The organism is Deinococcus deserti VCD115 (assembly GCF_000020685.1).
In the GTDB taxonomy this organism is placed as follows: Bacteria; Deinococcota; Deinococci; order Deinococcales; family Deinococcaceae; genus Deinococcus; species Deinococcus deserti.
Genome location: NC_012526.1, coordinates 801,383 through 815,965, shown reverse-complemented (window position 1 = coordinate 815,965; position 14,583 = coordinate 801,383). Strand labels below are relative to the sequence as shown.

The 14,583-nt window shown below is 61.3% G+C and carries 13 protein-coding genes; 9 read left to right on the top strand and 4 right to left on the bottom strand.

The window, feature by feature from the left end; genetic code table 11:
• The first annotated feature begins 88 nt into the window (after window positions 1-88).
• On the top strand, window positions 89-307 hold the full coding sequence (gene rpmE, locus DEIDE_RS03890; protein ID WP_012692645.1) for a 50S ribosomal protein L31: 219 nt from the start codon (window positions 89-91) through the stop codon (window positions 305-307).
• A 137-nt stretch (window positions 308-444) separates the two neighbouring features.
• Window positions 445-1,053, top strand: coding sequence for a thymidine kinase (locus DEIDE_RS03885; protein WP_012692643.1), 609 nt, complete (start codon window positions 445-447; stop codon window positions 1,051-1,053).
• Window positions 1,054-1,056: 3 nt separating this feature from the next.
• On the opposite strand, the gene DEIDE_RS03880 is transcribed toward DEIDE_RS03885, so the two are convergent.
• From DEIDE_RS03880 to ppgK, 3 genes are read right to left on the bottom strand one after another with little or no spacing between them, the layout of a single operon-like run.
• Window positions 1,057-2,247, bottom strand: a complete 1,191-nt coding sequence (locus DEIDE_RS03880) for an amidohydrolase family protein (RefSeq protein ID WP_012692642.1) — start codon at window positions 2,245-2,247, stop codon at window positions 1,057-1,059.
• Window positions 2,248-2,299: 52 nt separating this feature from the next.
• A complete protein-coding gene (locus DEIDE_RS03875; RefSeq protein ID WP_012692641.1) occupies window positions 2,300-3,034 on the bottom strand; it encodes a sporulation protein in 735 nt (244 codons plus the stop codon).
• A gap of 49 nt (window positions 3,035-3,083) precedes the next feature.
• Window positions 3,084-3,941, bottom strand: coding sequence for a polyphosphate--glucose phosphotransferase (gene ppgK, locus DEIDE_RS03870; protein ID WP_012692640.1), 858 nt, complete (start codon window positions 3,939-3,941; stop codon window positions 3,084-3,086).
• An 85-nt stretch (window positions 3,942-4,026) separates the two neighbouring features.
• Between ppgK and DEIDE_RS03865 the strand changes: the two genes are divergently transcribed.
• Together DEIDE_RS03865 and DEIDE_RS03860 are read left to right on the top strand one after the other, a co-directional pair.
• Window positions 4,027-4,644 (top strand): TetR/AcrR family transcriptional regulator, encoded by a 618-nt coding sequence (locus DEIDE_RS03865; RefSeq protein ID WP_012692639.1) that lies wholly within the window; start codon window positions 4,027-4,029, stop codon window positions 4,642-4,644.
• A gap of 127 nt (window positions 4,645-4,771) precedes the next feature.
• Window positions 4,772-6,277 carry a 2-phosphoglycerate kinase gene (locus DEIDE_RS03860; protein WP_041227394.1) on the top strand — a complete coding sequence of 502 codons (1,506 nt, stop codon included), beginning with the start codon at window positions 4,772-4,774 and terminating at the stop codon, window positions 6,275-6,277.
• 90 nt (window positions 6,278-6,367) lie between these two features.
• On the opposite strand, the gene pdxH is transcribed toward DEIDE_RS03860, so the two are convergent.
• The gene (gene pdxH, locus DEIDE_RS03855; protein WP_012692637.1) at window positions 6,368-7,012 is read right to left on the bottom strand and encodes a pyridoxamine 5'-phosphate oxidase; all 645 of its coding nucleotides are present in this window, start codon (window positions 7,010-7,012) and stop codon (window positions 6,368-6,370) included.
• A gap of 835 nt (window positions 7,013-7,847) precedes the next feature.
• On the opposite strand from pdxH, the gene DEIDE_RS03850 reads away from it, so the two are divergent.
• The 5 genes from DEIDE_RS03850 (at window position 7,848) to DEIDE_RS03830 (ending at window position 14,527) form a co-directional block, all read left to right on the top strand.
• Window positions 7,848-10,232, top strand: a complete 2,385-nt coding sequence (locus DEIDE_RS03850) for a PAS domain S-box protein (protein ID WP_083764222.1) — start codon at window positions 7,848-7,850, stop codon at window positions 10,230-10,232.
• Between the two features lie 920 nt (window positions 10,233-11,152).
• Entirely contained in the window at window positions 11,153-13,069 is a 1,917-nt protein-coding gene (locus DEIDE_RS03845) for a hypothetical protein (protein ID WP_162485395.1), read from the top strand.
• Window positions 13,066-13,482 (top strand): pilus assembly FimT family protein, encoded by a 417-nt coding sequence (locus DEIDE_RS17935; protein ID WP_012692634.1) that lies wholly within the window; start codon window positions 13,066-13,068, stop codon window positions 13,480-13,482. The genes DEIDE_RS03845 and DEIDE_RS17935 overlap by 4 nt, the downstream gene beginning before the upstream one ends.
• On the top strand, window positions 13,479-13,844 hold the full coding sequence (locus DEIDE_RS03835; protein ID WP_012692633.1) for a PulJ/GspJ family protein: 366 nt from the start codon (window positions 13,479-13,481) through the stop codon (window positions 13,842-13,844). The genes DEIDE_RS17935 and DEIDE_RS03835 overlap by 4 nt, the downstream gene beginning before the upstream one ends.
• Entirely contained in the window at window positions 13,841-14,527 is a 687-nt protein-coding gene (locus tag DEIDE_RS03830; protein ID WP_012692632.1) for a PulJ/GspJ family protein, read from the top strand. The genes DEIDE_RS03835 and DEIDE_RS03830 overlap by 4 nt, the downstream gene beginning before the upstream one ends.
• Window positions 14,528-14,583 lie beyond the last annotated feature (56 nt).

Sequence of the window (14,583 nt, the reverse complement as noted above, 5' to 3'; positions counted from 1 at the left end):
CCCCTGGCCCAAAGGATGTGCTATGCTTCTGCGGTTGCCCGCTACGCACATCCAGGTTTTCCTGGCAGACGTGGCGGAGGAGGCGAATATGAAGAAAGACATCCACCCCAAAGCAGTTCCTACCAAGATCATCTACCAGGGTAAGGTCGTCATGGAAACCCTGAGCACCCGCCCCGAGATCCACGTGGATGTCTGGAGCGGCGTTCACCCCTTCTGGACCGGCGAAGAGCGCTTCGTGGACACCGAAGGCCGCGTGGACAAGTTCAACAAGCGTTTCGGCGACAGCTACCGCAACAAAAAGAAATAATCCGGCGTTTCAGAGCTGCCCCACCTTCACGGTGGGGCAGCTCTTTTTGCTGGGCGTGGGATGGCTGAGGCACCGTCTTGTCACGGAGAGGTCCTCAAACAACCCGCCTGACCGGAGCATCTGGCATACTCGCGGGCGTGCTGAAGTCCCCCTATTCCGGCGGTCACCTGGAGGTCATTGTCGGTCCGATGTTCAGCGGGAAAAGCGAGGAACTGATCCGCCGCGTCACCCGCGCCCTGATCGCCCGGCAACGTGTGCAGGTGTTCAAGCCCGCCGTGGACGACCGCTACCACGAGTCAGCGGTGGCCAGCCACGCCGGACGCACCGTCGGAGCACTGGCGGTGGGTGACGTGGCGGACATCCGCGCCCACCTCAGCGGTGAGGCTCCGCTGCTCCAGGCGTCCGCCGAGATGCCGGACGTGATCGGTATTGACGAGGTGCAGTTTTTCGGCCCGGAGCTGGTGCCGCTGGCCCTGGAACTGGCCGACGCCGGTGTACGCGTCATCCTGGCTGGCCTGGATCTGGACTTCCGTGCCGAGCCGTTCGGCTGCATGCCGGACCTGCTGGCCCGCGCCGAGAGTGTCGAAAAGCTGACTGCCATCTGCACGCAGTGCGGCGCGCCGGCAACCCGGTCCCAACGCCTGATCAGCGGCGAACCGGCCCGCTTCGACGATCCGGTGGTGCTGGTCGGCGCGCTGGAAAGTTACGAGGCACGCTGCCGGCTGCACCATGTCGTGACCCGCTGAGCCTTACGCGCGGCCGGCACCCCAGAGATACTCCTCGCGCCAGACTTCGCCCCGCCGGATAAACGGCATGGTCGTGCCCAGGACCCGGTGCCCCCCCTTGACAGCCGCCCGCACCAGGACACGGGGATCGAGGCCCGGATACAGCGTGCGGGCAAAGGCCACGTCGTCCCGCACGTCCAGGGTTCCGCCACTGGCCACCGAGTCGGTGCCCAGGGCAATTTCCACACCGGCAGCGGCGAACGCCGACCACGGAAACACGCCGCATTCCAGATGATGGTTACTCCGGGGACAGGTCACGACCGGGCATCCGGCGCGGGCTACCCGAGCAATATCGTCCGTGGTCACGTTGACCAGGTGGATCAGGGTGGGCCGGGCACCAAGCACGCCCAATTCATCGAGGTAGCGTACCGGCGTCAGGTCCGGCTCGGGATCACGGCCGACGATTTCCGCGAAGGTCCTGGGATACAGGCTCGGCATACGGCCCTCCCAGAGAGGACCGCCGCCCGTCCGGAACAGTTCCGGCTCGCTGGGGTGTTCCGCGACATGGATCTGCACGGGCAGACCTTCACCAGCCGCGTATTCAACCAGCAGACGCATCAGACGGTGACTGACCGTGTAGGGCGTGTGGGGTGAAACGCCGACACGCGGGCCATGTGGACGCTCTTTTGCGCGCCACGCCTCGATCTGGGTGCGGGCAGCCCGGAAGACCTCGTCGGCCCGTTCCGGTAAAGGGCTCAGCACCTCGAAATACAGCACCCCCTGCAGGTCTTCGCGCGCCAGCAGCGCGTCCATGACCTCGGGTGACCAGACGATGTCCCCTACGGCGCCGACTCCCAACTGCGACAGGGTGCCGGCCCCGGCAAGAGCCGCACTGAGCCCGCGCTGGTGGCGTCCGGCGATCACCACCTTGGGAATCCACTGGAAATAGGGCAGCGCCTGGAACTGGTAGGCGCTCATGTCCAGGTGCGTGTGGGCGTTGACCGGCGGCGGGGCGATGACGCCGCCCACCACTTCCGCACGGGCATGGGGATAGGCCTGGCGCAGGGCTTCCGGGGCACCGGTGGCCGCCACTGTGCCGCCGACCACCACCACACCGCCCGGGCTCTGTGCACCGCCCATGCCCGTATACAGCACATCGCACACCAGCAGGCGGGGAGTATGGGGGTCAGGCAGCTCAGCAGTCATGACGCGCATGCTAAAGCGCTGGCCTGTCACCTGGTCAGGGAACAGGCCAGCGCCGACATGTTCAGCTCAACTGACGGATACGGTCAGCAAGTTCCGGGGCAATGGCGTCCGGGCCGCGCCGGAGCAGCTCATCCGGCAGGAACCAGCGGGCTCTGGTCTCGAATTCGCTGGTAAAGAAGCTGGCCATGCCTGTGGCACGGCGGTCCACTTCCAGAATGACGTCCAGACCGCCATTGGCCGGCAGCATCACAAGTTCCAGTTCGGTGAGCTTGTACTGACCATGCGGCGGACGGAAGCTGAGCTCCTGCACCAGCCGGCCGTGGGCGTACTCGGTCTCGGCAGCCTTGAGGCTGAAGCCCAGGCGCAGGGCGGCCCCGATCACCGCTTCCATGCCGGCACTGGGCAGCACACGCAGCGGGTCCTGATCGCCGGGATCGACGCCACCGGCAATGTCGGCGTCGGTAAAGACCCAGACGTCCGATCCGGGCAGGGAAAGAGGCGTGCCAGGTCCCACACGCAGCGTAAACGGAAACTCGCGTGTCTCGCCGGGGCGAATGGTAAAGGCAGGCACGACCACTTCACTTTGCAGGGTGTGGTTCACGTAGCTGTCGTCGTGCTTATAGCGGGTAGCCAGACCAACATTGATGCGTTCCACCTGTTGCTCGACCTGGCCGCCCTGCACATGAACTGTGCCGCGCAGTTCCTCACCGACACGCACCTCAGCGCTGCTCAGACGGGTATCCACCCGGGCTGCACCCACGCCAACCGCTGCCATCATCTTCTTCAGAAATCCCATATGCCTCCTCCTACGTGCCTGCCCGGTCAACCGTTCCCGGCCCCGGGATTCAGCTGGACTTGCGACGCGCCTTGTCTTTGGAAGGTTTGACAGGTACAGGAACTGCTTCTGTGCGGCCAGCAACCCGTGCGGGTCTCAGAGCCGGTGACACGAGCGGGGCAGGCGGCGCGGGCTGAGCGGCCAGCAGCGCGGCCCCTACAATTCCCGCTTCATTCTGGAGGGCAGCTGGGATAAGGCGGCTGCGCTCCAGCCGGATATGGTCCTGCCACTTCTCGGCTTTCTTGCTCACCCCGCCGCCGATGATGAACAGGTCCGGGCTGAACAGCAGTTCCAGGTGCTGCAGGTAACCGCTGACCCGCTTGCTCCATTGTTTCCAGTTCAGGTCGTCACGCTCACGTGCACGGTCAGATGCCCAGGTTTCAGCATGATGCTCGCGCAGCCACAGATGGCCCAGTTCGGTATTGGGAACCAGAACGCCGTTATGAACGAGAGCGCTGCCAATACCTGTGCCGAAGGTCAGCACCAGTACGGTGCCGTCCACGCCGCGGCCAGCGCCGAATTTCGCCTCAGCCAGCCCGGCAGCGTCGGCGTCGTTGAGCAGCCGGACATCCCGGCCCGTGGCCTGGGTGAACAGGGCGTCGGCGTCCAGGCCGATCCAGCCCTTGTCCACGTTGGCGGCACTCAGGGTGTGGCCGTGCTGCACGATCCCCGGGAAGGTCACCCCAACAGGCCCGTCAAGGCCAAAATGCTCTACGAGCTGTGCAACCACACGCACGACATCGTCAGGACGAGCACCCTCCGGGGTAGGAATGCGGTGGCGCTCGCCGGCCAGCTGCCCGGTGCTGACGTTGACGGGTGCACCCTTAATCCCGCTGCCGCCGATATCGATGCCCAGAATCACGCTCATGGGCCTTAGCGTAACGGATCAGACAGGACACACACTTAGACGGGGTGCAATTTTGGACTCCAGGCGCTATACCATAGGTCAGCCTATGGACTTATCTTCATTGCGGGAGCGTCAGAAAGAGCGCCGTCGCGCCCGTATTTACAGTGTTGCTATTGAACTGTTCAAACGGGGCGGCTTTCAGACCACCACCGCGACGGACATTGCGCGGGCCAGCAACGTGTCACGGGGCACGTTTTTTAATTACTACCCTTATAAAGAGGCTGTGCTGCTGGATTACGGCAGTGAGGTCATGGATCGCCTGCGTGACCATGCCGAGCAGCGCCTGCTCGACGGTGTTCCGCCCCTGAGCGTGCTGTACGAGGTGTGGGACCTGCTTGCCGAGGAAAACTCGCGCGAGCGTGACCTGTTCCCGCCGCTGGCCTACGAGGTCATGAATCCCAACCCCGAGCGGGCCCGCACGGCGTATCAGGCGCTGCCGCTGAGCAAGGTTATTGAGTTGATTCTGCGCCCGCTGCACCAGAGCGGGCAGATGCGCCCCGACCTCAGCCTGCAGCGCATCAGCAACCTGATCGCGGACACCTACCTGATGGTCGCGCTGCGCTGGAGCGCTTACGGAACAGAACGCACCCTGCAGGAGGAAATGCGGCTGGCGCTGAATCTGCTGCTCGAAGGGGCGTTGAAGCGCGACTCGTCCCGGTCCTGATGCCTTGGCGGTCCTTCCAGGCTGAGAGCCTTCCGCCCCTCTCAGGGTCTCCAGGCACGTAGACTGCCGGAAGAGGTCTGGGGACAGGTCGCTCACCTGCAAGTCCAGCCGCGCAGGAGGTGAAATGATGCCACAAGCTGAATTCCGGATCGGGTCCGGGCGCCAGTCGTGGCCCTTCAGCCGCGGCCTGGTTGTGGAAACAGCGGTCAATGCCGGGGCAAGTGCGCCTCTGGCCGCCGCGATTGGACGGCGGGTCGAGCAGCAGTTGCGCCTTGCACGACGGCGCCTGATCACGGCAGCGGAGCTTCAGGCCCTGACTGCTGAAATCGCCGAGGACGTGACCGGGCCGGAAGTGGCGGCGCAGGTGGCCCGGCAGACGCCTGCGTTCGTGGATATCCTGGTGCGTTCGAAAAAAGGCAATCTACCGTTCAGCCGCGGGGTGCTGGCGCGGACGCTGGAGGACGTGGGGCTGACACCGCGTGAAGCCTACGCCACCGCCAGTGGAGTGGACGTCGAGATGCGCCAGCAGGGAGTCCAGACCCTGACCGCAGAAGACATTGACGAGCGCACCGAGCGCTTTCTGGCCGAGCGCTACGGAGAGCACTTCCGGTTGACCTATCAGTACCTGCGGCAGAACCAGGGGCGTCTGGGCGTCATGGCTGATGAGCTGGGCCTGCCCACACCCTTCAGCAAGGGCGTGCTGGTGCAGTCCATGCTGGCTGCGGGGGTGGCGCCGGACGTGGCCCGCAAGGTCGCGCGCATCACCCAACGTGACCTGCGCGGCAGTGAGGACCGCGTGGTGCGCCGCTCGCGCATCCGCGAAAAGGTCGAAGCCCTGCTGCGCGAGGAGGTCGGGCCCGATATCAGTGCGCGCTACCGCCTGCTGCGTGTCATCCGCCGCCCGCCCCGCCCGCTAGTGGTCCTGCTGGGCGGAGTCAGTGGCACTGGCAAAAGCGTTCTGGCCGCCGAGATTGCCTACCGGCTCGGCATTACCCGGGTGGTCAGCACCGACTCTATCCGGGAGGTCATGCGCGCCATGGTCTCCCCCGCCCTGGTGCCTACACTGCACGCCAGCACGTTCAATGCCTGGGAAGCGCTGGTCCCCCCGGGGCAATCCATCCCGGAGCACCCGACCGAGGCGGAACTGCTGGCCGGCTTCCGCGAGCAGGTACAGCAGGTCAGTGTGGGCCTGGGGGCCGTGGTGCGCCGCAGCATCGAGGAAGGCACCAGTGTGGTGCTTGAGGGCGTGCATCTGGTTCCGGGCTACCTGCGGGCAGATGCTTTTGCTGGCGCACTGGTGGTGCCGCTCCTGGTGACCCTGCCCGACGCGACCGAGCACCGGCGTCACTTCGAGAGCCGTGATCAGGAAACAGCGGCCAGCCGCCCGATGCACCGCTACATGCGTTATTTCGACGAGATCCGCACGATGCAGAACGAACTGGAAGCCGTGGCCCGGCGCCTGGACGTCCCGATGCTCAATGGGCTGACGCTGGATGAAAGCACCGATCAGGCGGTGGACGTGGTCCTGCGGCGCGTCATGGTGGCCCTGACCCCGGAGGAACGCCGGGCCCTGTTGGGCGACGAACTCTCGATGGAAGCGGGCGAAGCCCTGGTGAACCGCGAGAACACCTGAAGTACCGGCGCTGGAAGAATGGAGCCATTTTTGCGCTTCCCAGAATCATGGTCGGGGTTGGCACCCATCTGATCATCAAGAGCGGCAGGGCTAAGGCATCAGCCGGTCAATGTGCCACCCGGCATCGTTCCTTCTGTACCGGAACCGGTCATGCATGCGGTTAGGTCGGCCCTGCCAGAACTCCCACTCCTGCACTTGGATGCGGTATCCACCCCAGAACTCTGGGCACGGGACCTCCTGGTCTGCCGCGAAACGCTCGTGCAGCGCGGTCAACCGCGTTTCAAGCTCCGCCCTGTTGCTTACCGGCGCGCTCTGGGGATCGCTGGCATGGGCGGCCAGCTGACTCTCACGGGGACGTGAGTGGAAGTAGGCAGCACTGTCTTCGGAGGACAACCGCTCTACCGGACCGTAGGCCCGGACCTGCCGTTCATGCTCTGCCCAGAAAAACAGGACTTCAGCCTGCGGATTGTCTGTCAGGTCATGGCCCTTATGTGACTCGTAGTTGGTGAAGAAGGTCAGTCCTCCATCCTGTATGCCACGCAACAGCACTGTACGGACACTTGGACGCCCTTCCCGGTCAGCGGTCGCGAGACTCATCGCATACGGCTCCCGCAGACCACTGCGCAGGGCAGCGTCAAGCCAACTCTGGAACTGCTGGGCAGGATCAGCGTTCAGGTCAGCTCGGCGCAGTTCGCCGTGAGTATAGGAAAGGCGCAGGGTGCTCAGGTCGGTCATACGTTCAGCATGCCAGAGCTGGCATCTGCTTCCACCACTGCTGGTTACAGGAACCATGTTCGACATGACTGAGGAGACGGCTGGATTCGCTCCTTCGCCAGTGTGTGATGCCATGCCGCCCATTTTCATTGACAGACTTCCGATGAAGCCGGTAAGCCGTGTATAGCCCCAAATGACGGAATCAAAGACTCTTGAATAAAGCATATTCCGAGTACTGAAATACGCACCCCAAACTCCCAGGACAGTGGGCTGAAAGGGAGCAGCTGTACACCCGTTGCATATGGTGGGAAAGAGATGTGGATATGTGACACAAAAGAATGTTCAGGGCTCAATCATCTGGCGGACCCGAGGCATTTGAATCCCTGCCCCCTTCCGTGTCAATCTTATTAACAGCCTCCCAGCAGCTAAAAAAGTCAGATGATACCGTGCCACACACGTCTGGTTTTGCCTTCGGACCAACTGCCCACAACTGGAAAAAACAGGGTTCACTATCAGCACTGCTGTCTTTGCTTTTCTCTGCGGACCTGATAGTCAAGGAGCTTACCTCCCGCTCTTCGGACTTCTCACACGGCCCTTCGCAGGCCTCCGCTCGTCTGCCTGTGTGGACATGAACAGGTCCCGCCTTTCACTGCTGATGAGCATGCCAGGAGACTGGGAGGCAATGATATGGAGCCGGGCCTGCCTTGCCCAGGAACCTGGATGCATGGCTGGGCGCCTTGCTCACCCTAAACTCCAGCAGGGTTCCCACCAGGATTGCTGAGCGTCACTCTCACCTGCTGTTTGAGCACAGAAGGCAGAAAGGCGCGAGTGACAGGGCGCCCGATACACTTCCCGCATGACTCTCCCGCCTTCCACATCCCGAATTCTGCCTCGCCAGTCCGAGCGGGACGAGGCTATGCAGAAACCGCCCCTGCAACCGTACATCCTCACTTACCAACTTGGATCCTGGCTGTTCCTTCTCGCCGTGGCTATCGCCGTTGCCCTGGGCATGCACCGCCTGGAACAGAACACACGCGCCAATATGCAGGCGCAATCCGAACTGGTCGCTTTGCAAAGCGTGTCTGCCGCTCTGGTCGACCAGCAGGCAGGCGTGCGTGGGTACGTCCTCACCGGCGAGGACCGATACCTCGAGGTCTATCAGCGAGGTCTGGCTGCGCTCCCACAACATTTCGGCACCCTCAGGACTCTGGCAGGTTCTGAGGCTCCAGCAGTCCGACAGGCACGTTTGGATGTACTGCGTGACCTGGAGCGCCTTCACAAGCAATGGCTCGACACGGCGGCCACACCCGGAGTGGCTGAGACCCGTCTAGGGAACTCCTCCCCCGCCGTACAGATTGTCCGCGCAGGGGAAGGCACAGGGCTGATGGACGAAATGCGGGCCCTGCTTGACGAGCAGCGTAATACCGTGGGCGCCAGGCAGGCCACCCTGAACCAGACCACGCTGGCTACCCTCCAGCAGGTGCGGTGGCTCACCCTCGGTGGGCTCATGCTTGCCCTGCTGGTCTCAATCCTTGTGACGACCCGCGCGACGCGTACCGTCGCGAAAGGGCTGCGCAGCGTCAGCGACGCCGCACGCCGCATCACCGATGGTCAGCTGGACGAACGCGTTCCACTCGGCCCCGTGCAGGAAGGAGCGCTGCTGGGTGTCGCGTTCAATGAGCTGACCGATCAGCTGCGACGACAGGAGTCACAGCAGGAGCGCAGCAGCACCCGCAACCGGCTGATCCTCGAAGCGGTGGGTGACGGAGTCATCAGCACGGACATGCACGGCCGCGGCACCTTTGCAAACCCGGCAGCATTGTCGATGACAGGCTATGCCCTGCCGGATATCATCGGGCAGGACATTCACGAGCGCCTCCATCACGCTCGCGAGGACGGAAAGGCCTACCCCGCACTGGAATGTCCTGCTTGCCGCGCTGTGGAGGACGGCAAAGCACCAGCACTGGCGGCTGCAACGTTCTGGCGTCAGGATGGCTCAAGCTTCCCGGTCGAGTACGTCGTTATCCCGATCCGGGGAGAGGACGGCGTCGTGGAGGGCTCGATCATTTCGTTCCGTGACGTCACCGAACGGCGTGCAGCCCACCGAACTCTGCTTCTGCGCGAAGCACTCCTCCAGGCGGTAACAGCGAATCTCCCGGTGGTTCTGTTCGCCCTGGACCGCTCCGGTGAATTCACACTGGTCGAAGGTCAGCAGCTGACCGATCTGGGCTTCGGCTCAGAGAAACTGGTGGGACAGAACCTGCACGCACGGCCGAATAATCTGGAGATGACTGATCACTTTGAGGCCGCACTCCGTGGTGAGGAACCCCAGTTCACGGTCGATGTCGACGGAAAAACCCTGGATGTCTGGCTTACGCCTCTGGCCAACAAGGACAACGGTGTCAGTTACGTGATCGGCGCGGCTGTAGACGTCACAGAGCGCTTGCGAACAGAACTCGAACTGCGCGAAGCGAATCGCAACCTGCTGGAATCGAACACAGAATTTGAACAGATCGCCCACGTCATTTCGCACGACCTGCAGGCGCCACTTCAGGCCGTGATCAGTTCGACGGAGCAGCTCAAAGGCCAGTTGGATGGGCAGTTGGATGCACAGTCAAAAACCTACGTGGGGCACATCGCGGACGGCGCACATCGGATGAAGCGCATGATCGACGACCTCCTCATGTACGCGCGCGTGGACCGTGGGGAACGTGAGCTACAGGACGTCCCGCTGGAAAACGTTTTGCAGGGCGTTCAGCACACCCTTGTGGACACGCTGACAGCCTCGGAGGCAGTCCTCACGCACGACCCGCTGCCAGCCGTACGCGGTGACCTGACAGAACTGACAGCGTTGCTCCAGCACCTGATCGAGAATGCCGTCAAATACCGCGCTCCAGACCGCACACCCACTATCCACGTGGGCGCAACGCTTGAGGGTACAGGGTGGCATTTTACAGTTTCGGACAATGGTCTGGGTATTGATACTCAGGACTTCGCGCGTATTTTCAAGGTGTTTCAGCGGCTGCATCATCAAGACACCGTTGAAGGAACTGGCGTTGGTCTTGCGATGTGCAGGAAGATCGTTGAGAGGGCTGGAGGCCGCATGTGGGTGGAGTCCGTCAGGGGCTCCGGCAGCAGCTTTCACTTCACCCTCCCTAAGGGCTCTACTGATCTGGGGCCAGAGGATAAAGTGAGGGCTCTCATTGAGCAGGCGGTCAAGGGTCTTTACAAGGATAAGTGAGCCTGTTTCGGCGCGAACGTCTGATGCAGACCCTGCGTCCCAGGGACTGAGAAGCATCATGAAGGACACCCGCCCCGTGAAGTGGCGGGTGTCGTGCTGTCGAAGTCCAGGACAGTTCGATGTATCAGTCTGCCCTCATCGGCACGAAATAAATTTCAGACTGAAAGGTCGCAAGCTGCCATCGACCAGTTCTCAGGGAGGGTTCAGCCTGACGGCGGAGATGAATTCAAAAACTAAGAGCCGAAGTAACGGTCCGCCTGTAGGGTAAACCTGCGAACCCCCGTTTTCACCGGCTGCTTCCTATGCCTTTGCCGCTGTGAGTCCAGTACCCCCGGCCACGCCGCGCGACGAATCGCCAGCCTGCTGCCACAACGCAATGCTTTGTTTGCCCTGATGCTTTGTATGCCCTGGCTGCAGCCCTGCACGTGCACCCTTCCAACGACACGCCGCAGGGCCTGGAAGCACGGAATGCCGCTGACGGCTGGCGCTCCGGCTACAGCAGTCCTGACCAAGACCTGCTGGTCGTCGCGCAGGACATCTTGAGCAATCCGTTCGCACTGCACCACGACGGCGTAGGGCTGTTTCACGCTGAAACTGGCGAACTGGTCTCCCGCAATCTGGACTGGCGCAGGCGGTCACCTGTGAAGACTCCTGGGCGGGAAGTCCGTTCGCGAGCAGTGGCGCATCCGGCACGGCCGCCAGCATCCTTTGCACTCGGCAGTACGTCCGCGACTGGTACCGCATGTCAAGGCGTGGTACCGACGCAGAAGCGAAAAACAGCTCGGTCGTTGCGGTCCCGCACCTCAATCCACATGAGCTGCAAGGAGTGCTGGCCAAAGGCCCTGAAGCCCTGGCTCCGCGCGCTTGCTCATGATCAGGGCGCAACAGTGCATGAAACGCCGGGGTACTTCATGAGGCACTTGCATCTGCTCAAGATCATGGGCTCCCCGATGGTTTTAGGCACCCAAACAGGTGATAGAGATCAGGCACGACTCCATCCATACTTTCTGCATGAGGAGCGAGACGTGTTAAAGAACCGGGATGCAGGTGCCGCCGTCATAGTTACTGTCTTATTCGTCGGCATTGTCCTGATCGGTATTTTGACCATCACGTCATCGTTGTCAATACGCAGCCGCAGCAATACAGCCAACGAGGCTATGGCCTTTCAAGCCGTCCTGGCTTCGGAGTCCGGAGTGAACTCTTTCCTGAGCCGAAGCAATCGGATTGCGCCGTACGGTGGATCAACTCCCACCACCTGCCCGGCAGCCACCAGCACGGAGACCCCTGCCCAGGCAGCGGACCGTTTCCTCTGCAGCTTTAATGCCTGGCTGGCCACCAGCTTCCAGACCGGGGCAACAGCGGCAAATGTCGAGGCCGTTGGAAATTTCACGGTGAGCGATGACAATACCGCCCAGGTGACCCTGACCGCCATCAAGGCTGAAGTGACCTCTACTCTGCCGTACAAGCTCAAGGCGATCGAGTTGCAGGCAACCTCAACTGTCTCCGGCAGTTCCACGCGGGTGCTTCAGCGCTTCACTGCGCTAAAAAACGAACTGGGCTATCCCAATCTTCCTGGAGCTGTCACCTCGTGGCCGTCTGTGGACCTGAACGGCAACGCCGAAATTGCCGGGTACACCACAGAGAACACCAGCAATGACGGCATCCTCCAGAACCGCATGTACGTCACGCGGCAGAACGGCAACGCGCTGGCTGTCGGGACCCCAGTTACCGTCAACATCGGAACGGACTCGGTCAGTCAGGCTTACTCGTCGCAGGCAACAGTGGGCAGCTATGTTCGCCTCCCCCTCAACAACCTGACGGGCACTTTGACAGGCACCCAGTACGGGATCTTCAAGGTGATCAACAATTCAGCCACGGCCCTGTCCCTGGAGCCGGTCTCACTGCCGTCTATCCTGGGCGGAGGCACGATCAAGGCTGGCTCTGTTGGCCTGGACCTGATCATGAACGGCTTAAAGACGTATGATTCGGCGGCCAACCGGCTGAACATCGTCGCCCGCGAAATGTTCGTGAAGGGAGATACCGTCTCTATCACCGTTAACGGAACAAGATATGTAAATACCATCGAGTCGACGGCCCTCAACCCGGACGGCACCCAGGCTGTAACCGTCACGGCCAACGGCTGGAAGAGCAACAGCACATCGAGTCCAAGCACGTATACGGCGGTTTCCACCCCCAGCAATACCTTCTTCAACGAGGGTTCGGTCGTGACCAAGTCGACCAATGCGGTCGTCACGGCCGGGACATTTGAAGGGGGCGGCAGCACTGCAACGTCGGGTGGGATCCTTACTGGTTCCACTGGCGGGACCAGCCTCGTGCCGTCACCTTACGACAACACGCTGTTTATACAGACATTCGGAATGACCCCGAACCAACTCAAGAGCATGTCGACCCTGTGGACGGCAGACACGTTCAACGGTGCGATGAATGGGCTGAACTGGGTGTCCTCCACCACTGGGTCCATCAATGCCAACTCCTCGAAAATGACAGGGACCGGCGTGGTCGTCTTCGCAGGCGACCTGACGATCAACCAGTCTGGTGGCGGCGGAGCAGACGGAAGCTGCGATTTCAAAGGGATCATCTACGTGCGCGGCAATCTGAACATCCAGGGAAATCTGGAGCTGTGTGGGGCGATTGTAGTAGAGGGCAGCATTGTAAGCGCTGACGGATTGACCGTCACCAACACAGACGCCGACGATACTGACTTTGCGGGCACAGGCCGGAAGGTCAGTTATAACCCGGATTACATCATGGACGCGGTCGCGGGCGCCGGAAACTATGCGTTCACACCTGTTGTCGCCAGCTGGAGGCAACGATGAGAAGAGCTGGCTTTACCCTCATTGAAGTTTTGGTTGTCATTGCCATGATCGGTATTCTGTCCGTCATCGGTGCAGGAAGTTATTCTCGGTGGCTAGCGAACAACGACGTCCAATTGGCGGCGGCGACCCTGACTCAGCGCATCCAGGAGGCACGTACCCTGGCAAAACGGGGAACAGCCAATGTTGTCCTGACTACCGTGGCGGACAGCGCGACGTTTACCTCAAATGGAAAGACCTATTCGGTACCCGCCGCCACGATCAAAACAGCTCAGACCCTGACGTTTCAGCCGCCCTACGGCGTCCTGAGCAACCCAACATATCCGATTGATGTGACCGTGCAGTCCACACGGAACTCCGCCGTGACACGCAAAGTCCGCATCATCAGCATGCTCGGCAAGGTGGTTATTCAATGATGATGCGTGACACACAAAGTGGCTTTACTTTGATTGAGATTCTTGTATCTATGGCAATTTTTGCCATCATTTCTGCTTCGGTGATGACATTCCTGCCGGCCCTGACGAAATCCAACGGGGCTACAAACGATCAGCAGCGGGTGACGCTGGTCGCCAAAGCCTTTTTCGAGGAGGCGCGGAGCAGGTTGCGCACCAACTTTGCCGATACGCTTTCGACGGTCACGGTTCCGACCAACGACAACGGCCTGATATGCACCAAGTCTATGTCGACGCTTCACTCCGATCTGAAGCGCGTCAAACTGAGTTGTGCACTGAACAGCAAGACCTATACCTTCAGCCTGGATGTCGGGGTGGGGTCGTGAGAGAGCACGGATTTACCTTAATTGAACTCCTGGTCTCCATGGCAATTTTTGGGATCCTTATAGCCGCTGTGCTGAATTTTCAGTCCAGCGCGATGAAGACTTCCGGAGTGATGGGCAACCAGGCAACTCGGCTTCAGACCATCAGCGATGTCACAGGGTATGTAGGAGACCGGGTTAAAACGGCGCGTACGGTCTATGCGGCGAGCACCACGGTTGGCGGTGCAACGTGCGATATCACGGCTACCCCCGCGTGCCTCGCCATTGAAGTGCCCGTGCTCGGAACGGTGGGCGACTGTGCTGGTCTGATTGTCGGGTGGCAGAAAGTTGCGTACCGGTACGTGCTGTGGAGTTCACTTGCCGCCACTGAGCGGACCCCCATGGCTGGCATCTCGAGCGTGGCCTATGCCATGCAGGAGATTCGCGGGGCGGCATCGGGCGATTACATCAGTGTCACAACGAACTGCACGATTGCCAACCAGCCTGCGGCCCCGACAGTAACGACCACATCACTGCTTGACGATACGTTGGCCCTGACCTCAGGACATGCAGCTTTTGCTTATACCGCGACGACTAAAACGGTGACGATCAAGGTAAGAAGTGTATCGGCCACGGGAGGCACATTGCGATACTCTCCTACTACAGGCCCCTATATCTTGACGATCTTTGCCCGAAACGTTCTCTGATTTGACGCCAATCCCCGTTAAGGCTGCCAACTAATAATCTCCAAAAAAGCGTCTCT